We start from the raw sequence: 20861 nt of genomic DNA, 5'->3' as shown, positions 1-20861 counted from the left end.
CTTAGCATTTTACCCCTCTAATCCCTTCAGGAAAACTGAAGGGATTTTTTATTATTTTTCCGTAAATATCATGTTATAATTTTTGAAAAGTAAAGGGAGGGAAGCACGTTGATAGATGCATTAGATGTAATGAGTAACTTGGATAAAGTCCTTCCTTATTATCAAGCAATTTTTAGTGCTGATGAACATACTGTAATTGGATATGAAGTAGTAGGGCGTATTCAAACAGAAGAGGGCATACAAAGTTTAGCTTCTTTCTTTCATGATGACTCTATTCCAAGTGAGTTTCAACTAGAAGCGGATAACATTATAGTAGAAAAAGCTTTAAATCGTTATTTAGAAAGTGATCAAAAATTATTATTATTTATACATCGAAATGCTAACGTATTAATGAACGATGATGATGAAAGTTTGCTTCAACTTTTATTGATGTATGAAAAACAAGGTTTAAATTTGAAAAACATTGTTTTAGAGATTACAGAACATGAATGTAAAGAAGATATAGAGCAATTTAATCATTTGCTTATGTATTATCGTACATATGGTATTCAAATTTCGATTAATAAAGTCGGAACAGGTACAAGTAATTTAGAACGTATTAGCGTGTTAGCACCTGATATTTTAAAAGTAGATTTAACAAATTTAAGGCAAACTGCACTTTTACAATCTTATCAAGATATTTTATATTCTTTATCATTACTTGCTAGAAGAATTGGTGCGACATTGTTATATGAAGAAATAGATGCTTTTTATCAATTACAATATGCATGGAAAAACGGTGGTAGGTACTATCAAGGGAATTATTTGAAAGAATGCTTACCTGATTTTATTGAAACGAACGTTTTGAAAGAACGACTTGGTAATGAGTGTCATCAATTTATTCAACATGAGAAGAAAAAACTACAAAAGATTTATAATTTAACAGAAATGTTACGTGATCGAATTGGCGATGTTTTAGCCAAACAGAAAAAGAATGAAGATATAAATGATTGGTTATTACAATTTAGCCAAAGTATATCACAATGTAGTTTTCGTATATTTATTTGTAACGAAGATGGTTTCCAACAATCAGGAAACGTTATGAAAAAAGATGGGGAATGGATTGTGATGCCTGAGTATTATATGAAGAACTGGAGTTGGCGCCCGTATTTTCTAGAGAATATTATGAAAATGCGTTTTGAGAATAAGGCAAGACTTTCAGATTTATATGCTGATATTGAAACCGGTGAGATGGTACGAACATTTTCTTTCCCGATTGATGATGAAAACTTTTTATTTATAGATTTATCGTATGAATATTTATATGAAGAAGATGTTTTATTTTAATGCACGAAGAGATTCGTGCATTTTTTGTTTGTTTTTATCATAAATTGGTAATAGTGAAAATGGTGCCGAAAATGCTGTCTATCGTTGTAAAGATTTTACGAACGAAACCAGCCCTTTCTTTGCATAATCATTGTTACAATGAATACTACAAAGACAAGTTTTCTTAAAAGGAAGGTGAAAAAATGAGAAAATATGGAATATGGTTAGTTCTATTTGTATGCGTTGCCTTTCTAGTTGGTTATAGTGTTACAACTGTTTTAGGAAAAGAGGAAGTGAAAGTCGATCGGAAAGAAGTGTTTGTAACGATACAAAAAGGCTATGAAAGCCAATTTTCAATTCGTGGGAAGCGTTTGCCGATGAATAAGATGATAGAAACGTTATCACCATATTTTACAGAGAATTTCCTTCAAGTATTTACAGATGAAAATAGTAGAAGTGATAAACAAAGTGGTGAATATTTACTTCCAGCAAAAGAAGCGCCATTTTCTTTTAATTCAGAAACGAAAATGTCATATGATGAAGAGCATAAAATTTTATATGTTTATGAGCGGGCGAAAAGTGGACAATATCAAATTGTAACATTGCAAAGAGATCAAGGAAAATGGAAATTGGCTGGATATCATGAAAGTCAAGAACTTTTAACTGAAATAAAAAAGTTACAACAATTATAAAGTGAAACTTTAATCAGGGGTATATCCCATTTAATATGAACTTGCCACAATCAGATGCATACTTCCAAAATATATCGGGATAAAAATAGGAATAGGTCTTTACCTATTCCTATTCTATATTAAGAAGTTGTTGTAATTTTTCAATTTGAAAACCAGCAACAACTTCTCCATCAATTACAACCGTCGGAGTTGAATAAGAATCATAGTCATATAAAAGACGATTGCGAGCAGCGGCGTCTTTTTTTACGTCAAACTCTTCGTATACAACGTTATTATGCTTTAAAAATTCTTTCACAATAACACATGGCGGACAATCAGGTTGTGTGTAAACCTCAATTTTTTTCATTGCAATTCCTCCTTTTTACTGTTTTTTATTATATTCTTCCAGTATAAAAATCGCAATAAAGAAGGGAAAAGATGTTCTTTCTGTTTTTTCCTTCGTATTTCGACAAATTTTTAGTTGAGTTTCTGGCCAATAACCTTTATCCTAGAGTGTGGAACATTTTTTCTGTTATGACGGATAGAATGAGTATAGCTGTAAAACCTATTGGTAGGAAGATCAGAGAAAGGAGAGATTTCATGTCTCTACTCCAAGGAATTTTAACTCGACTTGTTAGTCTACAAGAACAAGCTGAAAGCGGTGAAGTAGCACAACGCTATTTTGAAGTGAACGGTGAGCGCAAATGTAGCGTGAAATTTTTCGATAAAAGTGAAATGTATGAGTTAGAAGTGTATCAACAAGGTGAAAAACCTCAAGTGTATCAATTCGATAATATCGACATGGTTGCAATTGAGATTTACGATATCATTTCTTGATACATATAAAAAAGGTGTTGCCATAGGGCAACACCTTTTTTAGTTCTATTACTTTTAGTATATATGTATAAGGATTTTTCATTTTTCCTACAATGGTAATAAAGTGAAAGTGTAATTAGTAGGGTTTCTTCGTCCTATACAGCTTATTATCCATCACCAATTGAGGACGGATAGTAAATAGCGGGATGAAAATAGTGAGGAGGTGTGTTATATGGAACGTTTACCAGTTGTGATTTGTCCTAATTGTCACAATTCTGCTGAGATTATTCATGTACTAACGGCTCAATCGAATCAAAACGTAATTTATACGTGCCAAGTTTGCCATTATGTAATTCGGAATATTGAAACGAATAAAGGGTAGGGAGTTATAATTTTTGTTTTTGTCCCATACAATGAGAATACGAAAAGTCTGTCTAATTGAAAGGACGTGACTATGTGGCCGGTGAACATAAATTTTATAATGTTTCAGAGAGACATTTAAATTTTGATATGGTCTTTACCCGTATTTGTAATTTCATTGAAAAGGATCCGCGAAATTTATATCGTTTATCCATTGGGACAGACTCACAAGCACATCAAAAGGATACGAGGTTTATTACGGCAATTCATATTCATCGCGTTGGAAAAGGAGCCTGGGGGTGTTTACACCATCAATCAGTAAAAGATAAGCCAGAAACTTTACGTGAGAAAATATATTTAGAGACGCAGTTTAGTCAAGAAATCGCATGCCTATTTACTCCAAATCATATACAAACAATATGGGATTTATTGCATCCATATGCTCAAGATGGGGCTGGTTTTATAATGGAGATTCACTTAGATATCGGAAATGATGGTTTAACAAAAGAATTTATTCTAGATATGACAGCGAAAATTCAAGCGATGGGATTAACTGCAAAAATTAAGCCAGATGCTTATGCGGCGTTTAGTTATGCAAATCGATATACGAAATAAAAACAATTTATATATTTCTTTCACTAAAAACTGAATATTACATCTATTAAATAGGCTGAAAATTTTATATAATAATGGTAACGATGCGAGTATAAGGAGAGGGGTATATGAAAAGGGAATTTGTTTTAACAGAAGAAGAGGAAAGTTTGTTACTAGATATTTTATTTCAGCAAAATTATGCGAGTGAAATTTTAGCTGTGGAACTTACAGATATCGAGAATGGTTTAAAAAAGACAGACGTGATGCAATATAAAAAAATCACAAGGTTATTTTACAGATTAAAAAATAAAGGGTATTAAGCGCTACCGGAATGGTAGTCTTTTTTTTGTGTTATATGCTAAAATAGCTGTGTAATTTTGTTTTTTACTGAAAGAATGTAAGGACAAAATAATAATATGAAAACGCTGTCATAAAATGTGAATAGAGCCGGTGATTATAAGCAGGAAAAAGGGAAAATGGGGGATGTAATATGATTAGTATTCCAAAAGACGAGTTTCAACAAATTTTTGTAAAAGATTTAATGATTTCATCAGAAAAAGTAGCACACGTTCAAATAGGGAATGGTTTAGAGCATGCTTTACTCGTACTTGTGAAATCTGGATATTCGGCGATACCTGTTTTGGACCCGATGTACAAATTGCACGGGTTAATTAGTACTGCTATGATTTTAGATGGTATATTAGGGCTAGAACGCATTGAGTTTGAAAGACTTGAAGAGATGAAAGTAGAGCAAGTGATGAAGCAAGATATTCCGGTTCTTAAGTTAGAAGACTCATTTGCAAAAGCTTTAGAAATGACTATTGATCATCCATTTATTTGCGCTGTTAATGAAGATGGGTATTTTGAGGGGATTTTAACACGCCGAGCTATTTTAAAATTATTGAATAAAAAAGTAAGGCAACATAATCGATAAAGTGAGAAAAGTGACTTCATAGAACCGAAGAAGTCACTTTTTTTTCGTGCATATCAGTTGTGTATGTATTATATTTAAAAAGATAAAAAATATAAGAGTATGTAGTTAAATTAAGGATGAAAAGCTTATTGAGATAAGGTGTATGGAAGCTAAGGAAAGAGGGAGAAAGTTGCAAATTGATGATTTTCAAATGATGGTTGTGTTAGCACAGGAATCAAATATGAGAAAAGCGGCGGAACGTTTATTTGTTTCACAACCTGCGCTTAGTCAACGATTACAATCTATGGAGAAACAATGGGGAATGAAGTTTTTTATTCGCTCGCAAAAAGGATTGACAATTACACCTGAAGGGGAAAAAGTTGCGAATTACGCAAAAGAAATGCTACAAAGGGAAGAGGATATTAAAAGTGAGCTTGCTGTTTTTAGAACAGAAACTCACGGGACGTTAAAAATAGCTGTCGCATCAGTTATTGGCCAATATTGGCTTCCTCCTGTTTTGAAGAAGTTTGTGCATAAATATCCTTCTGTGAAAATATCGTTGTTTACTGGCTGGAGTAGTGAAGTGCAAAAGCAATTTTATGAAGGAGACGTTCATGTTGCTATATTGAGAGGAACACAAGAATATAAAGGCCAGAAGCAACAATTATTTGAAGATGAACTTTATTTAGTGGATAAAGAAATAAAAGATATTTCGATGTTAAAAGAAACAAATAGACCATTTATTCAATTTAAAAGTGACTCGACTTATTATGGACAAATACAAAATTGGTGGTATGGTTTATTTTCTAATCCACCTAAGAGAACAATTGTCGTTGATCAAATTGAGACTTGTAAACAACTCGTTTTAAATGGCATAGGCTACGCGCTTTTACCTTCTACTGTTTTAAAAGAAGTACAAGAAAATATGTATAAAACACCTGTTCAATTAACGAGAGAAACATGGTTATTGACGAGTGAATCAGCTAGACAATTGAAGCAAGTACAAGCATTTTTAGAAATTATAGAAGAAATTCAAATGGAAAAATAGGATTATTATCTTGCTACTCGCTCTATCGTTTGGTAGAGTAACATTATAAATGGATTTAGGAGGCAACAAGAATGAAAATGATGGACGCTAACGAAATTATTTCGTTTATTCAAAAAAGTGAAAAGAAAACTCCTGTAAAGGTATACATAAAAGGGGATTTAAAAGAAGTAACATTCCCTGAAACAGTACAAGCATTTGTAAATAAAAAGTCTGGTGTATTATTTGGAGAATGGTCTGAAATTAAGACAATTCTAGATGAAAATAGCAAATACATTGTTGATTACGTTGTTGAAAATGACCGTCGTAATTCTGCAATTCCAATGCTTGATTTAAAAGGTATTAAAGCTCGTATTGAGCCAGGTGCGATTATTCGTGACCACGTTGAAATCGGCGACAACGCTGTTATTATGATGAATGCAACAATTAACATCGGTGCTGTAATTGGTGAAGGTTCTATGATCGACATGAACGCGGTACTTGGTGGACGTGCAACTGTTGGTAAGAACTGTCACGTAGGTGCAGGTGCAGTACTTGCAGGCGTTATTGAGCCACCTTCAGCAAAACCAGTTATCGTTGAAGACGATGTTGTAATTGGTGCTAACGTAGTTGTGTTAGAGGGAGTTACAGTAGGTAAAGGTGCAGTTGTAGCAGCAGGAGCTGTTGTAACAGAAGATGTACCTCCATATACAGTTGTTGCAGGTACTCCAGCACGTGTAATTAAAGAAATTGATGAGAAGACAAAAGCAAAAACTGAAATTAAACAAGAGCTTCGTCAATTAAACCCAGAGAAATAAAAACATAAAAGCGTAAGAGCATAAACAGGCTCTTACGCTTTTTATAGATAGAGGTGCAAAAATGGCAGTAAGCAAATTCGTTCAAATTCGTAGAGACTTACACAAAATACCGGAAATTGGATTTAAAGAGTGGAAAACACAACAGTATATTTTAGATTACATAGGAACGCTTTCGAACGAACATGTGGAAGTGAAGGTATGGAGAACGGGCGTCATTGTTAAAGTAAAGGGGAAAAATCCAGAAAAAGTTATAGGGTATCGCGCAGATATAGACGGTTTACCAATTACAGAGGAAACTGGATATGAGTTCGCTTCTGTTCATGAAGGAATGATGCATGCATGCGGACACGACTTACATACAACAATTGGTTTAGGCCTTCTAACAGCAGCTGTAACAGAAAGAATAGATGATGACCTTGTATTTCTATTCCAACCAGCTGAAGAAGGGCCTGGAGGGGCTCTTCCTATGTTAGAGAGCGAAGAGTTAAAAGAATGGAAGCCGAATATAATTCTCGGTCTCCATATTGCACCTGAATACCCTGTAGGAACAATTGCTACAAAAGAGGGGCTATTATTTGCAAATACATCAGAATTATATGTTGATTTAAAGGGGAAAGGTGGACATGCAGCTTACCCTCATACTGCAAATGATATGATTGTCGCAGCTAGTCACCTTGTTACACAGCTTCAGTCCGTTATTAGTCGTAATGTAAACCCACTTGATAGTGCAGTAATTACAATTGGGAAAATAACAGGCGGTACAGTTCAAAATATCATAGCAGAAAAGTCTCGATTAGAGGGAACAATCCGAACGTTATCAGTGGAATCAATGAGCCGTGTTAAAAGTAGGATTGAGGCAATTGTTGCAGGTATAGAAGCTTCCTTCCAATGTGAGGCCGTTATTGACTACGGAGCGATGTATCATCAAGTATACAACCATGAAGCATTAACGAGAGAGTTTATGCAATTTGTAAGTGAACAAACTGATATGAAAGTAATTACATGTACTGAGGCAATGACAGGTGAAGATTTTGGTTATATGCTTCAAGAGATTCCTGGATTTATGTTTTGGCTTGGGGTAAATTCAGAATATGGTTTACATCACGCAAAATTAAAACCAGATGAAGAGGCTATTGAGAAAGCTATCGTATTTTTAGATCAATATGTGAAGTGGAAGGGAACTAGAAAGTAAACTTGCTCGCCAACTATGTAACAATTTAAAGTTGGTATTTGTTAGATTCAAGGTGAAAACATCTTTCATATTTGTTTTGGATACACATCGGCATACAAATGGATAAAATAATGAGCAGTGGTTTTGAGCCGCTGCTCATTATTCATTATCGCTTATTGAAAAGATGATTAGTTAACTAGCTTATATATGTTTACATTTCGTGTGGAAAGTGTGTAAAATCAAGGTGAAACATAGAAAAAAGGGTGGGGAATTACGTGCAAATTAGCAGTGCAATTTTATGTTTTGTCTTATATGCATATGTTATTATTGCGGCGGTTTATTTTGGGATAAGTTTTTACGCCTATCGTTTAGCGAATAATAATGAATATGAAGAGACATACAACTGGGTGAAAAGGTATTTATCACCTGTACTAGAAATTATGAATGGATTTGTTCTTTTTTTATTTATTGGATTAATTGCTTTTTCAACGAGCTTAGTAGGAAATAAAACTACATTATTTGTACTAGGTATCATTATTTTTATGCTGTTAGGAATACGGATTGGTAATACAGTATTTTGGAATGAGAGAAAAGTAGATGGTTGGACGGGAATGCTAATACCGTGTATGCTAGCTGCTATCGTGACGAATATAGAACATGAATATTATCAGTTGCATTTTTGGCTCATAATTGTTTTAACAATTCTCTCTGTGTTGTATATAAGTACTGTCGTGCTAACATACATTGCAAATGAAAAGGGAGATGTAAAAGGTACGCATTTCTTTAGAGGGCGTGCATTGTTATGGAGTGTGCCAACGATGGCGGTTATAGCAATTATTGCGATATTAGTAAATGGGTATCAATTTACGAATTGGCAACTGTTTTTAGAAAATTGGTGGATTTTCATTCTTTCGTTTATCGCTTTTTTAGGTGCAACGCATTATTTATTCCATCAACACCATTATATATTGGCATTGCTATTCGCATTTACACAACTATTATTTGCTTTCTTCGGACAAGAAACGTTATTATTCGTTTTTGAAACGTTTAGTTCATTTGGAAACATATTTGTATTTGGTATGTTAATTTTCAGTATCGCATTTTATTTACAACAGTATTTCTATATGCAAAAACAAAAATAAGAATGATATACAGGTTTTTGTAGCAAATCTAAAGTATGTTACAATAAAAATACATAGTATTCGATGTTATTGGAGGAATTCCTGTGGGTGAAAAAGAGAAAGAATTTGCTGTCATTGGGCTTGGGCGTTTTGGTGGAAGTATTTGCCGGGAACTTGCTCAATTAGGTATGGAAGTAATGGCAATTGACTCTGATGAGGATAAAATTAATGAGTTTGCAAATATAGCTTCGCATGCTGTAATTGCAGATTCAACAGATGAGATGGTATTAAAAAGTCTTGGTATTCGTAATTTTGATCATGTAGTTGTTGCTATTGGAGATAACTTAAATTCAAGTATTTTAACAACATTAATTCTGAAAGAGTTAGGTGTAAAAAATATTACTGTAAAAGCTCAAAATGATTACCATGAAAAAGTATTAAGTAAAATAGGGGCAGATCACATTGTGCATCCAGAGCGTGATATGGGAAAAAGGATTGCTAATAATATTGCATCAAGTAATGTGTTAGACTACCTTGAGCTTTCAGATGAGCATAGTATTGTAGAGATTATTGCAAATAAAAAAATTGATGGGCATTCTTTAATTGAATTAGATATTCGTGCGAAGTTCGGATTGAATATTGTAGCAATTAAACGTGGAAAAGAAGTTATTGTATCTCCTCGAGCTACGGAAAATATTCAAGCGGGAGATATATTAATTGTAATTGGTCATGACGATGAAGTAGATCGTTTCAAGCACTTTTTAAGATAAGAGAAAAGGACAATACCATAAAGGTATTGTCCTTTTTCTTATATTTCCATAATGATTGGTAAAATCATTGGGCGACGTTTCGTTTTCTCATATAGGAATGGTGCTAATGTGTCTGTAATTTCATTTTTAATTTCAGACCATTGTGTTGTTTTACGTTCCATTACTTTTTCTAAATGAGTTGTAATTAATGTTTGCGCATCATTAATTAAATCACTACTTTCGCGCATATAAACGAAACCACGTGAGATAATATCAGGCCCTGCTGCAACTTTAAATTCTTTCATATCAATGCTTACAACTACAATAACAAGTCCTTCTTCAGAAAGGATACGACGATCGCGTAATACGATATTACCGATATCTCCAATACCATTTCCGTCAATATAGACAGATCCAGATGGTATTTTACCAGCTACACTTGCTTCATCTGAACGTAAGGCAAGAACATCACCATTATCCATAATGAAACAATTTTCTTCTGGAATACCACAATCATTTGCTAACTTCATATGCATACGTTGCATACGATATTCACCATGAATTGGCATGAAATACTTCGGTTTAATTAGACGAAGCATTAGTTTTTGTTCTTCTTGTCCACCGTGTCCACTCGTATGAATGTTTGACAGTTTTCCGTGGATTACATCAGCACCCGCACGGTACAACATATTAATTGTACGGCTTACACTAATTGTATTACCAGGGATTGGTGAAGAAGAGAAAACAACCGTGTCGCCAGGAATGATTTGAATTTGACGATGAGTACCATTAGCAATACGTGAAAGTGCTGCCATTGGCTCCCCTTGACTACCTGTACATAAAATAACAACTTTATTAGCTGGTAGACGATTTAATTGAGATGCATCTATGAATGTATCTTTCGGACAGCGAATATAACCGAGGTTTTGTCCGATTTCAATCGCTGCTTCCATACTTCGGCCAAATACAGCCACTTTACGATTATTTTCAACAGCCGCTTCAACAACTTGTTGCAAACGATGGATATTTGATGCAAAGGTTGCGAAGATAATACGACCTTCTACTTTGCGGAAAATATCTTGAATACTATCACCAACACGGCGCTCAGACATTGTAAAGTTTGGAACTTCACTGTTTGTACTGTCAGATAAGAGACAAAGTACACCGTCTTTTCCGATTTCAGCCATTTTTGTTAAGTCCGCTGGTTCACCAACTGGTGTGAAATCAAATTTGAAATCTCCAGTATGAACTACTTGTCCTTGAGGTGTTTTCACAACAACTCCGTATGAATCTGGGATACTGTGAGTTGTACGGAAGAAGGAAACGGATGTCTTTTTAAATTTAATAACATCATCTTCTTGAATTTCATAAAGTTTTGCTTTACGAAGTAATCCGTGCTCTTCTAATTTGTTTTTGATTAGTGCAATTGCTAATTTTCCGCCATAAATCGGAATGTTCACTTGACGTAATAAGTAAGGAATTCCACCGATATGATCTTCGTGACCATGTGTAATGAATAATCCTTTAATTTTATCTTCGTTTCGCACAAAATAAGTGTAATCTGGTATTACATAATCGATTCCGAGGAGTTCGTCTTCTGGAAATTTAATTCCAGCGTCAATTATAATAATTTCATCTTGAAATTGAACAGCATATGTATTTTTACCGATTTCACCAAGGCCACCTAAAGCAAAAACGGCTGCTTGATCATTCTTTAGAAATTTCATATGACTATACGATTTCCGCTAATGTTAAATCAGCGTTTGCTTTTTCATATTCAAGATGATTGCCAGTCACAGACTGAACGAATTCGATATTATATGCGAACTTATTTAATTTTGTACGAACATCCTTCTCAGACGTAGCCTCTAAATATAAAACTTTTGTATTTTCACGTACTGGAACCTCAGTCATTTTTTCTTGATAAAATACTTTAAAAATCATTTGGAAAACCTCTCCTTGTCTATGTTTTGCATTATCTGTTACTTATTATAAAGCAAACAGTCACGATTTTCATGTTTTTTCGAATGAGAATGAAGAAAAAGCCCGAAATGGGCACAATTTAAGCGATCGTCTTTTTACGGACTAGATCTTTTAAATAACGCTTCAGCTTTTTCTTCAGCTTCTTCAGCATGATTACTCCTTCCTTTCCTTATTTTAAACATGCATATTACTAGTGAAAACGCCGTCTCTGATATAAGAAAGAAGACAAAAGTGAATGTTGAATCTTGTCTTTTCTCATACAGGGAAAGTTATTCTTATAGTAACGATTAGTAGCCGTTAGTTATAGATATAGTATGAGAAAGAATAGAAAAGAAAATTCATACGAACAAGTATCCACATTTTTTTACTAATATATATATGCAGGTTTCATAAATAAGGTCAGAAAGTGAACGCTTTCTTCACAGATGTTTAATATGTTATACTTTTTTTTAGCATTTGAAAAGCGATAATCAAAATAGGAATATACAGTAACAGAAAGGATTTTGACAAATGAATGATAAAATTGTCTTTTTTGATATTGATGGAACATTATTAGATCATGATAAAAAAATTCCGCAATCTACACGAGATGCAGTAAAACAGTTACAAGAAAAGGGTGTACATGTAGCAATTGCGACAGGGCGTGCGCCATTTATGTTTGAAGATATTCGGAAGGAACTTAATATACATAATTATGTTAGTTTTAATGGGCAATACGTTGTATTTGAGGATGAGGTAATATTTAATAATCCGTTACATCCAGATGCTCTTCATAAATTTACTCAGTTTGCCAAAGAAGAAGGATATCCACTTGTATATCTTGATCATCAAGACATGAGAGCATCAGTGGAATATCATGATTATGTGAAGGAAGGCTTTGGTAGCTTAAACTTTGAGCATCCAGCATATGAACCTAATTTTTATGAGAAACGTAATATTTATCAAACGCTTCTTTTCTGTGAAGTGAATGAAGAGGAAAAGTTTATTAATCAGTACCCAGACTTTCATTTTATTCGCTGGCATGCGTATTCAATGGATATCATTCCAAATGGCGGTTCTAAGGCGAAAGGGATTGAGAAATTCATTGAAAGGTTAGGATTTAACCGTGAACAAGTGTATGCATTTGGAGATGGCTTAAATGATTTAGAAATGATTGAAGCAGTTGGGACAGGTATTGTGATGGGGAATGGTCATGAAGACTTGAAAAAACTTGCAAATCATGTGACAAAGGATGTTAGTGAAGACGGCATATATCATGGATTAAAATGGGCTGGATTGTTATAAGTGGATATGGAACCCATTTCATAATAGTAAAAAGGCGGAGGATTATCTTCCGCCTTTTTTATTATCGCTCCAGAGGTTTTGAACCGTCAGGAGTAGCAAATGGATTTTCTTTATTAATATGGTCATAGAACATAACACCATTTAAATGGTCAATTTCATGTTGGAATACAATTGCTGGTAAACCTTTTAAACGTAATTTTACTTCTTCGCCGTTGATAGAAGTTGCTTTCACTGTAATTCTTGTGTAACGAGGTACATAACCAGGTACTTCACGGTCTACTGATAGACAGCCTTCACCACTTTGTAAATATGTACGTTCAACAGAATGGCTAATGATTTTTGGATTGAATAATGCATGACTATATAACGTACCGTCCGTATCTGTTACGTGAACTGCAATCATTTTCTTTGAAATACCGATTTGCGGAGCCGCTAATCCGATTCCAGGGCGTAAACTATATTTTTCAGCCATTTCAGGATCTTGGCTATTTATTACAAATTCAATCATTTCTTTAAGGGTATTTGTATCTTCTTTGCTCGCTGGTATTACTACCTCTTCTGCAACTTTTCGCAAAATAGGATCTCCTTCGCGAATTACATCTTTCATTGTAAGCATATGTAATCTCTCCTTTCCTCCTTAGTCTACCAAAGGAGATGGAAAAAGTCATCGGCAAGTAAGGGGAAGATAGATCGGTTATGTAGGAATAAAAAGAAACAGACGGCAGAGCCGTCTGTTTCTTTCCATAGTTGTTTCGTTTTACATTAGCGAATGCAAGCAGCACCAACGATAATTAAAAGAATAAACAACACAACGATTAAGGCGAAGCCGCGTCCAGACCCGCCACAAGAACCGCCATAACCGTAGGAAGGATATGAACAAGTTGGATAGCAATATGAGTATCCGTACATGAGATGACCTCCTTTATCATTTCCCGCTAATACTGCGGTTACTATAATGTATGGAGGGAAGGGTAGAAATGTATGGGTAATTACCTATAAAAGGAAGAAGAGTTTGTATATTTTTGCTAAGAAGAGAGAAAAACTAAAGAGAATTAAATCGTTTACATATTATTCTAAGAGAAAAAACAAGTTAAAAAGGGAATAATATAACAGTAGGTTAATGCTTACTAATACAGATGTGAAAAATAAAAACACGTTTGTGTAGAAGAAACCTGCAGATTATTTATAAAAAAACGTATTCAAAGTAATTGACATCGTAATTAGAATAGTTGTAAACTAAAAAACGTGATCAAGATTGTATTAATATGTTTCTGAAAAAACATTAGTACAGATTGTTAGGTACACAAAATTATTCTCAACTGACAAATAAATTTGTTGGTTTACATTGTTGCGTTTTCCACCTAGCTAATAGATAGTGAAAGCGTTTCAGAATATGGTTCAAGAGAGGAAGAGGTGAACGGAATGGGTACTAAAACAAAAAAGACCCTATTTAATGTTGATGAGCAAATGAAAGCTATCGCAGCTCAATTTGAAACATTACAAATTTTAAATGAAAAAGGCGAAGTTGTGAATGAAGCAGCTATGCCTGAATTATCTGATGATCAATTAAAAGAATTAATGCGCCGTATGGTGTATACTCGCGTACTAGATCAACGTTCTATTTCTTTAAACCGTCAAGGACGTTTAGGTTTCTACGCACCAACAGCTGGACAAGAGGCTTCTCAATTAGCAAGTCATTTCGCACTTGAAGCAGAAGATTTCATCTTACCAGGATATCGTGATGTGCCACAATTAGTATGGCACGGTTTACCATTATACCAAGCATTCTTATTCTCTCGTGGACATTTCATGGGTAACCAAATGCCTGAGAACGTAAATGCACTTGCTCCACAAATCATCATCGGTGCGCAAATCATCCAAACTGCTGGTGTTGCGTTAGGTATGAAATTACGTGGTAAAAAATCTGTTGCAATTACTTACACTGGTGACGGTGGTGCTTCACAAGGTGACTTCTACGAAGGTATGAACTTTGCGGGTGCATTCAAAGCTCCAGCAATCTTCGTTGTACAAAACAACCGTTATGCTATCTCTACTCCAGTAGAAAAGCAATCTGCAGCTAAAACTGTAGCACAAAAAGCAGTAGCAGCAGGTATTTACGGAATTCAAGTAGACGGTATGGATCCATTAGCTGTATACGCAGCAACTGCTTTCGCTCGTGAGCGTGCAGTAAATGGTGAAGGTCCTACTTTAATCGAGACTTTAACATTCCGTTACGGTCCACATACAATGGCTGGTGATGACCCAACTCGTTACCGTACAAAAGATATCGAGAACGAATGGGAACAAAAAGATCCAATCGTACGCTTCCGTGCATTCTTAGAAAACAAAGGCCTATGGTCTCAAGAAGTTGAAGAGAAAGTAATCGAAGAAGCAAAAGAAGATATCAAACAAGCAATTGCTAAGGCTGACCAAGCTCCAAAACAAAAAGTTACTGATTTAATGGAAATCATGTACGAAAAAATGCCTTACAACTTAGCTGAACAATATGAAATTTACAAAGAAAAGGAGTCGAAGTAAGCCATGGCTCAAATGACAATGATTCAAGCAATCACTGATGCTTTACGCGTTGAAATGAAAAATGACCCTAACGTACTTGTGTTTGGTGAAGACGTTGGTGTAAACGGCGGTGTATTCCGTGCTACTGAAGGTTTACAAGCTGAATTCGGTGAAGACCGTGTAATGGATACTCCACTTGCAGAGTCTGGTATTGGTGGACTTGCAGTTGGACTTGCACTTGAAGGATTCCGTCCAGTTCCAGAAATCCAATTCTTCGGTTTCGTTTATGAAGTAATGGATTCAATTTCTGGTCAATTAGCTCGTATGCGTTACCGTTCTGGTGGACGTTGGACTGCTCCAGTAACAGTTCGTTCTCCATTCGGTGGTGGTGTTCATACTCCTGAACTACATGCTGATAGCTTAGAAGGTTTAGTGGCTCAACAACCTGGTCTAAAAGTTGTTATTCCATCTACTCCATACGATGCAAAAGGTCTTTTAATCTCTGCGATTCGTGACAACGATCCAGTTATCTACTTAGAGCATATGAAATTGTACCGTTCATTCCGTCAAGATGTACCAGAAGGCGAATACACAATTGATTTAGGCAAAGCTGACATCAAACGTGAAGGTACAGATGTATCTGTTATCGCTTACGGTGCTATGGTTCACGCTGCATTAAAAGCTGCTGAAGAACTTGAAAAAGAAGGTATCTCTTTAGAAGTTGTTGACTTACGTACAGTTCAACCATTAGATATCGAAACAATCATCGCTTCTGTTGAAAAAACAGGCCGCGTAGTTGTAGTTCAAGAAGCTCAAAAACAAGCTGGTATTGCAGCTAACGTTGTAGCGGAAATTAACGACCGTGCAATTTTAAACTTAGAAGCTCCAGTTGTACGTGTTGCAGCTGCTGATACAGTATTCCCATTCTCTCAAGCTGAGAGCGTATGGTTACCAAACCACAAAGATATTGTTGAAGCTGTTAACAAAGTAATGAACTTCTAATTTTTACTTATTCATGTGCAAAAGAAATCAGCACATGCTGATTTCTTTTGCCATATTCCATAATAAAGAAATGAATCAGGGGGCTGAATTCCGTGGCATTTGAATTTAAACTACCAGATATCGGTGAAGGTATCCACGAAGGTGAAATCGTAAAATGGTTTATTAAACCAGGCGACGAAGTAAACGAAGACGACGTACTTCTTGAAGTACAAAATGATAAAGCAGTAGTAGAAATTCCTTCTCCTGTTAAAGGTAAAGTACTTGAAGTACTTGTAGAAGAAGGTACGGTTGCAGTAGTTGGAGATACATTAATTAAATTTGATGCTCCTGGATACGAAAACCTTAAATTTAAAGGCGACGATCATGACGAAGCTCCTAAAGCTGAAGAAGCAAAAGAAGAAGCTCCTAAAGCTGAAGCTACTCCAGCAGCAACTGCAGAAGTAGTAAATGAGCGCGTAATCGCTATGCCATCTGTTCGTAAATATGCTCGTGAAAACGGCGTAGACATTCATAAAGTAGCTGGTTCTGGTAAGAACGGTCGTATCGTAAAAGCTGACATCGATGCATTTGCAAATGGTGGACAAGCGGTAGCAGCAACTGAGGCTCCAGCAGCAGTAGAAGCTACTCCAGCAGCAGCGAAAGAAGAAGCACCAAAAGCACAACCAATCCCAGCTGGTGAATATCCAGAAACTCGTGAGAAAATGAGTGGTATCCGTAAAGCAATTGCGAAAGCAATGGTTAACTCTAAACATACAGCTCCTCACGTAACATTAATGGATGAAGTAGATGTAACTGAACTTGTTGCTCACCGTAAGAAGTTCAAAGCTGTGGCAGCTGACAAAGGTATTAAATTAACTTACCTTCCATACGTTGTTAAAGCTTTAACATCTGCATTACGTGAATATCCAATGTTAAACACTTCTTTAGATGATGCTTCTCAAGAAGTAGTTCATAAACATTACTTCAACATCGGTATCGCAGCTGATACAGACAAAGGTCTATTAGTACCAGTTGTTAAAGATACAGATCGCAAGTCTATCTTCACAATTTCTAACGAGATCAATGATCTTGCTGGTAAAGCACGTGAAGGTCGTTTAGCTCCTGCTGAAATGAAAGGCGCTTCTTGCACAATTACAAACATTGGTTCTGCAGGTGGACAATGGTTCACTCCAGTTATCAACCACCCAGAAGTAGCAATTCTTGGTATCGGCCGTATCGCTGAGAAACCAGTTGTGAAAAACGGTGAGATCGTTGCAGCTCCAGTATTAGCATTATCTCTAAGCTTTGACCATCGTTTAATTGACGGCGCAACTGCTCAAAAAGCATTAAACCAAATTAAACGTCTATTGAATGACCCACAATTATTAGTAATGGAGGCGTAATAACAATGGTAGTAGGAGATTTCCCAATTGAATTAGATACAGTCGTTGTTGGTGCAGGTCCTGGTGGATACGTTGCGGCAATTCGTGCAGCACAATTAGGTCAAAAGGTAGCGATCATTGAAAAAGCTAACCTTGGTGGCGTATGCTTAAACGTTGGATGTATTCCTTCAAAAGCGTTAATCAATGCAGGTCATCGTTATGAGAATGCAATGCATTCTGATGACATGGGTATCACTGCAGAGAACGTAAAAGTTGACTTTACAAAAGTTCAAGAATGGAAAAACGGCGTAGTTAAGAAATTAACTGGCGGTGTTGAAGGCCTTCTTAAAGGTAACAAAGTTGAAATCATTCGCGGTGAAGCTTACTTCGTAGATGCTAACACATTACGCGTAATGACTGAAGATGCAGCTCAAACTTATACGTTTAAAAATGCTGTTCTTGCAACTGGTTCTACACCAATCGAAATTCCAGGATTCAAATACTCTAAACGTGTTATCAACTCTACAGGTGCTTTAAGCTTACCTGAAATTCCTAAAAAACTTGTTGTAATCGGCGGCGGTTACATCGGTATGGAATTAGGTACTGCATATGCTAACTTCGGTACAGAAGTTACTGTAGTAGAAGCTGGCGACGAAATCTTAGCTGGTTTCGAAAAAGCTATGAGCTCTGTTGTTAAACGTGCTCTACAGAAAAAAGGTAACGTAACAATCCATACAAAAGCTATGGCTAAAGGCGTTGAAGAAACAGAAACTGGCGTAAAAGTTAGCTTCGAAGTTAAAGGTGAAATCCAAACTGTAGAAGCAGATTACGTATTAGTAACTGTAGGTCGTCGTCCAAACACTCAAGAAATCGGTCTTGAGCAAGTTGGAGTTAAAATGACTGACCGCGGCATCATCGAAATCGATGAGCAATGTCGTACAAATGTACCAAACATCTATGCAATCGGTGATATCGTTCCTGGACCACCATTAGCTCACAAAGCTTCTTACGAAGGTAAAGTAGCTGTAGAAGCAATTAGTGGCCATGCGTCAGCTATCGATTACATCGGAATTCCTGCAGTATGCTTCACTGATCCAGAATTAGCATCTGTTGGTTACACTAAGAAACAAGCTGAAGAAGCTGGAATGACTGTAACTGTATCTAAGTTCCCATTCGCTGCTAACGGTCGTGCATTATCATTAAACAGCACTGACGGTTTCTTACAACTTGTAACACGTAAAGAAGATGGTCTTCTTGTAGGTGCTCAAGTTGCAGGTGCAGGCGCTTCTGATATTATTTCTGAGATTGGTTTAGCTATCGAAGCTGGAATGACAGCAGAAGATATCGCTCAAACAATCCACGCTCACCCAACATTAGGTGAAATCACAATGGAAGCAGCTGAAGTTGCTCTTGGAATGCCAATTCACATTGTAAAATAATTTAAGTAATGAAAATAGCCCATCTCTTATTTAAAGAGATGGGCTATTTTTTATTTTATAATAAAAGTGGCTTGCAAGGTCTTTATACGTACTTGTCGAATGAATATATAATAATTTAATTGAATTGAATTGTTAAAACATATATAAATCCAAAAGCCATATATATGCTTTCGTGTAATATGTAATTGATTCAAACTTAATACCATATATTAATGAAATAGAGCATGTCAAAGGAGAAGGTTCCATGAGAATATTACATGTTATATTTTATCATTTTTTATTATGGAGTGGTTTTTCCATTGTATTATCATTGTCAAATGGTGATAAGTTGCATTATAAAGTTATTCTATTTTTTGTATTTCTTTATTTAGCATATGTGATCGCATATTTTGTATTGCAAATTAGAAAGCAGGCATTATTCCTTACGTGTTCAAATTGCATACTTTTCTTAATTATATTTTCTATTTTTTAAATTAACGTTTATAGAAATACATTGTTCTTCCATTAAATAATTTTAACTCTCCTTCTAATTTCTTCGCTAGAAAACGGCAAAATTCATTTGCTTTTCCTTTATCACCAAATGTTGCATTAGGTGGTAAAGAAACTTGAATATAAGTTTGTTCCTTTTCTATACCGACACCAACATAAATGGAGTCATATCGATCGTGAGTAGATTGTAGTTTGAATGTTGTTGCTGATGTATCTAAAATTTCATACGGAAAAGCGGTATTTGTATAAGCGTAATTAATTTGAACACCAGTTTTGGAAGTAACTGTTTTATAATAATGAAAAAGTTGTTTTATATCATCTATTGAAACAGATTGTTGATTGGATTTAGGTACAAGCGTAATAAAGGCATGTTGCATATAAGTTCCCCCTAACTAAGTAGAATACTACCATTCTACATCCTACTGAATTTTTTGACAATTAAAAGGAGTATTCCTTTTTTTGTTTAATATATTAATGAAAGGTGATGTGGAAAGGTGGAAACCGATGTTTGAAAAATTGTATGATGAGCATGAAAGTGTGAAGGTACGATTTTTGGGGTTTATGACACATGATACTCGTTATGATTTTGGTGTTATTTATACAAATATGTTCTTTGGAAAGCCACTTATTGTTTGCATGCAAACAGGGAAGTCAACTTTACTTGGACGAGATGATGTGGAGAATATTCAATATTTACAGGAAGTTTTCAAATTAGGCTCAGAAGAGGAAGCAGCTGAGTTATCTCAGTTTTTCTCATTTCTAGTTCCATCTACATCTTTGCATGCGGAATACGAAGAATAAATAATGTAAAACAGTCGTACGTATAAATATGGCTGTTTTTTTGTTTGAATATCGCATACTAATTTAAATTTAAAATATTTAATGTGTTATACTAAAAACCTATTGACGTAAAAAGTATAACATATTAAAATAAAGACAGAAAGTTAAGCGGTTACAAAAAGTTTTTGGGATTATAAACTTAGGGGGAAATGAAAAATGGGAACAATCGTATGTCAAGATTGTGAAGGTACAATTGCACACTTCGAGGATGAGAAAGTAACAGTACTTTACGGGAAATGTGGATCTTGCGGATGTGATCACACAGAGCATACAAAAGCCCAATAATTGATAGGAAATGGACAGCTGAAAGTTTTTAGGACCATAAACTTAGGGGGAAATGAAAAATGGGAACAATCGTATGCCAAGTATGTGAAGGAACAATCGGACATTTTGAAGATGAAAAA

Annotated in this window: 27 protein-coding genes; 21 read left to right on the top strand and 6 right to left on the bottom strand. The window is 35.2% G+C overall.

The annotated features are described in order from the left end of the window. Positions 1-108: 108 nt before the first annotated feature. Both MR147_RS17490 and MR147_RS17485 read left to right on the top strand, forming a co-directional pair. Positions 109-1326 carry an EAL domain-containing protein gene (locus MR147_RS17490; protein WP_074606318.1) on the top strand — a complete coding sequence of 406 codons (1218 nt, stop codon included), beginning with the start codon at positions 109-111 and terminating at the stop codon, positions 1324-1326. A gap of 182 nt (positions 1327-1508) precedes the next feature. Then, the gene (locus MR147_RS17485; RefSeq protein WP_074606317.1) at positions 1509-1997 is read left to right on the top strand and encodes a DUF3993 domain-containing protein; all 489 of its coding nucleotides are present in this window, start codon (positions 1509-1511) and stop codon (positions 1995-1997) included. Positions 1998-2106: 109 nt separating this feature from the next. On the opposite strand, the gene MR147_RS17480 is transcribed toward MR147_RS17485, so the two are convergent. After that, positions 2107-2343 carry a glutaredoxin family protein gene (locus tag MR147_RS17480; RefSeq protein ID WP_000717880.1) on the bottom strand — a complete coding sequence of 79 codons (237 nt, stop codon included), beginning with the start codon at positions 2341-2343 and terminating at the stop codon, positions 2107-2109. Between the two features lie 233 nt (positions 2344-2576). Between MR147_RS17480 and MR147_RS17475 the strand changes: the two genes are divergently transcribed. The 10 genes from MR147_RS17475 (at position 2577) to MR147_RS17430 (ending at position 9563) form a co-directional block, all read left to right on the top strand. Next, a complete protein-coding gene (locus tag MR147_RS17475) occupies positions 2577-2813 on the top strand; it encodes a YkuJ family protein (RefSeq protein ID WP_000055151.1) in 237 nt (78 codons plus the stop codon). A 211-nt stretch (positions 2814-3024) separates the two neighbouring features. Then, positions 3025-3174 (top strand): hypothetical protein, encoded by a 150-nt coding sequence (locus tag MR147_RS17470; RefSeq protein ID WP_000440537.1) that lies wholly within the window; start codon positions 3025-3027, stop codon positions 3172-3174. Positions 3175-3248: 74 nt separating this feature from the next. Next, positions 3249-3767 carry a ribonuclease H-like YkuK family protein gene (locus MR147_RS17465; protein ID WP_000896651.1) on the top strand — a complete coding sequence of 173 codons (519 nt, stop codon included), beginning with the start codon at positions 3249-3251 and terminating at the stop codon, positions 3765-3767. 107 nt (positions 3768-3874) lie between these two features. Next, entirely contained in the window at positions 3875-4066 is a 192-nt protein-coding gene (gene abbA, locus MR147_RS17460) for an antirepressor AbbA (RefSeq protein ID WP_000817794.1), read from the top strand. A 170-nt stretch (positions 4067-4236) separates the two neighbouring features. Next, positions 4237-4680 (top strand): cyclic-di-AMP-binding protein CbpB, encoded by a 444-nt coding sequence (gene cbpB, locus MR147_RS17455; protein WP_000623565.1) that lies wholly within the window; start codon positions 4237-4239, stop codon positions 4678-4680. Between the two features lie 142 nt (positions 4681-4822). Beyond that, entirely contained in the window at positions 4823-5707 is an 885-nt protein-coding gene (locus tag MR147_RS17450) for a LysR family transcriptional regulator (protein ID WP_001984809.1), read from the top strand. Between the two features lie 71 nt (positions 5708-5778). Beyond that, the gene (dapD, locus tag MR147_RS17445; RefSeq protein WP_000783248.1) at positions 5779-6501 is read left to right on the top strand and encodes a 2,3,4,5-tetrahydropyridine-2,6-dicarboxylate N-acetyltransferase; all 723 of its coding nucleotides are present in this window, start codon (positions 5779-5781) and stop codon (positions 6499-6501) included. 61 nt (positions 6502-6562) lie between these two features. Continuing rightward, complete coding sequence (locus MR147_RS17440; RefSeq protein ID WP_000301165.1) at positions 6563-7693, top strand: N-acetyldiaminopimelate deacetylase; 1131 nt, start codon at positions 6563-6565, stop codon at positions 7691-7693. 254 nt (positions 7694-7947) lie between these two features. Next, positions 7948-8814, top strand: coding sequence for a hypothetical protein (locus MR147_RS17435; protein WP_001167310.1), 867 nt, complete (start codon positions 7948-7950; stop codon positions 8812-8814). 83 nt (positions 8815-8897) lie between these two features. Next, positions 8898-9563 carry a potassium channel family protein gene (locus MR147_RS17430; protein ID WP_000504032.1) on the top strand — a complete coding sequence of 222 codons (666 nt, stop codon included), beginning with the start codon at positions 8898-8900 and terminating at the stop codon, positions 9561-9563. A 38-nt stretch (positions 9564-9601) separates the two neighbouring features. Here MR147_RS17430 and rnjA read toward each other — a convergent pair whose 3' ends face one another. Together rnjA and MR147_RS17420 are read right to left on the bottom strand one after the other, a co-directional pair. Next, positions 9602-11269 (bottom strand): ribonuclease J1, encoded by a 1668-nt coding sequence (gene rnjA / locus MR147_RS17425; protein ID WP_000670368.1) that lies wholly within the window; start codon positions 11267-11269, stop codon positions 9602-9604. 4 nt (positions 11270-11273) lie between these two features. Beyond that, a complete protein-coding gene (locus MR147_RS17420; protein ID WP_000576443.1) occupies positions 11274-11486 on the bottom strand; it encodes a DNA-dependent RNA polymerase subunit epsilon in 213 nt (70 codons plus the stop codon). 549 nt (positions 11487-12035) lie between these two features. Between MR147_RS17420 and MR147_RS17415 the strand changes: the two genes are divergently transcribed. After that, positions 12036-12809, top strand: a complete 774-nt coding sequence (locus MR147_RS17415; protein WP_046946797.1) for a Cof-type HAD-IIB family hydrolase — start codon at positions 12036-12038, stop codon at positions 12807-12809. 61 nt (positions 12810-12870) lie between these two features. Here the strand turns inward: MR147_RS17415 and def are convergent, their stop codons facing one another. Both def and MR147_RS17405 read right to left on the bottom strand, forming a co-directional pair. Beyond that, complete coding sequence (def, locus tag MR147_RS17410) at positions 12871-13425, bottom strand: peptide deformylase (RefSeq protein WP_074606314.1); 555 nt, start codon at positions 13423-13425, stop codon at positions 12871-12873. Positions 13426-13571: 146 nt separating this feature from the next. Beyond that, entirely contained in the window at positions 13572-13718 is a 147-nt protein-coding gene (locus MR147_RS17405; RefSeq protein ID WP_000274562.1) for a YjcZ family sporulation protein, read from the bottom strand. 513 nt (positions 13719-14231) lie between these two features. On the opposite strand from MR147_RS17405, the gene pdhA reads away from it, so the two are divergent. From pdhA to MR147_RS17380, 5 genes are all read left to right on the top strand, one after another. Continuing rightward, positions 14232-15347 carry a pyruvate dehydrogenase E1 component subunit alpha gene (gene pdhA / locus MR147_RS17400; RefSeq protein ID WP_000536893.1) on the top strand — a complete coding sequence of 372 codons (1116 nt, stop codon included), beginning with the start codon at positions 14232-14234 and terminating at the stop codon, positions 15345-15347. Between the two features lie 3 nt (positions 15348-15350). Continuing rightward, on the top strand, positions 15351-16328 hold the full coding sequence (gene pdhB / locus MR147_RS17395; RefSeq protein ID WP_000068166.1) for a pyruvate dehydrogenase complex E1 component subunit beta: 978 nt from the start codon (positions 15351-15353) through the stop codon (positions 16326-16328). 92 nt (positions 16329-16420) lie between these two features. Further along, entirely contained in the window at positions 16421-17710 is a 1290-nt protein-coding gene (gene pdhC / locus MR147_RS17390; RefSeq protein WP_000863427.1) for a pyruvate dehydrogenase complex dihydrolipoyllysine-residue acetyltransferase, read from the top strand. Between the two features lie 5 nt (positions 17711-17715). Continuing rightward, positions 17716-19128: a dihydrolipoyl dehydrogenase gene (gene lpdA / locus MR147_RS17385; RefSeq protein WP_000260111.1), complete on the top strand. Its 1413-nt coding sequence runs from the start codon at positions 17716-17718 to the stop codon at positions 19126-19128. A gap of 244 nt (positions 19129-19372) precedes the next feature. After that, entirely contained in the window at positions 19373-19600 is a 228-nt protein-coding gene (locus MR147_RS17380; protein WP_002156771.1) for a hypothetical protein, read from the top strand. A 1-nt stretch (position 19601) separates the two neighbouring features. On the opposite strand, the gene MR147_RS17375 is transcribed toward MR147_RS17380, so the two are convergent. Next, positions 19602-19994, bottom strand: coding sequence for a DUF1885 family protein (locus MR147_RS17375; RefSeq protein WP_001163309.1), 393 nt, complete (start codon positions 19992-19994; stop codon positions 19602-19604). Between the two features lie 127 nt (positions 19995-20121). On the opposite strand from MR147_RS17375, the gene MR147_RS17370 reads away from it, so the two are divergent. The 3 genes from MR147_RS17370 to MR147_RS17360 all read left to right on the top strand — a co-directional run. Further along, entirely contained in the window at positions 20122-20418 is a 297-nt protein-coding gene (locus MR147_RS17370) for a DUF3055 domain-containing protein (RefSeq protein ID WP_011181837.1), read from the top strand. A gap of 195 nt (positions 20419-20613) precedes the next feature. Beyond that, positions 20614-20742 carry a GapA-binding peptide SR1P gene (locus MR147_RS17365; protein ID WP_000536778.1) on the top strand — a complete coding sequence of 43 codons (129 nt, stop codon included), beginning with the start codon at positions 20614-20616 and terminating at the stop codon, positions 20740-20742. A gap of 59 nt (positions 20743-20801) precedes the next feature. Beyond that, positions 20802-20861, top strand: a 60-nt coding sequence (locus tag MR147_RS17360; protein ID WP_141527636.1) for a GapA-binding peptide SR1P, incomplete at its 3' end; no start/stop codon positions are given.

This window comes from Bacillus cereus group sp. BfR-BA-01350 (assembly GCF_022663775.1).
Classification (GTDB): Bacteria; Bacillota; Bacilli; order Bacillales; family Bacillaceae_G; genus Bacillus_A; species Bacillus_A paranthracis.
Note: the sequence above shows the minus strand (reverse complement) of the source record. Positions and strands in the feature narration are given on the sequence as shown.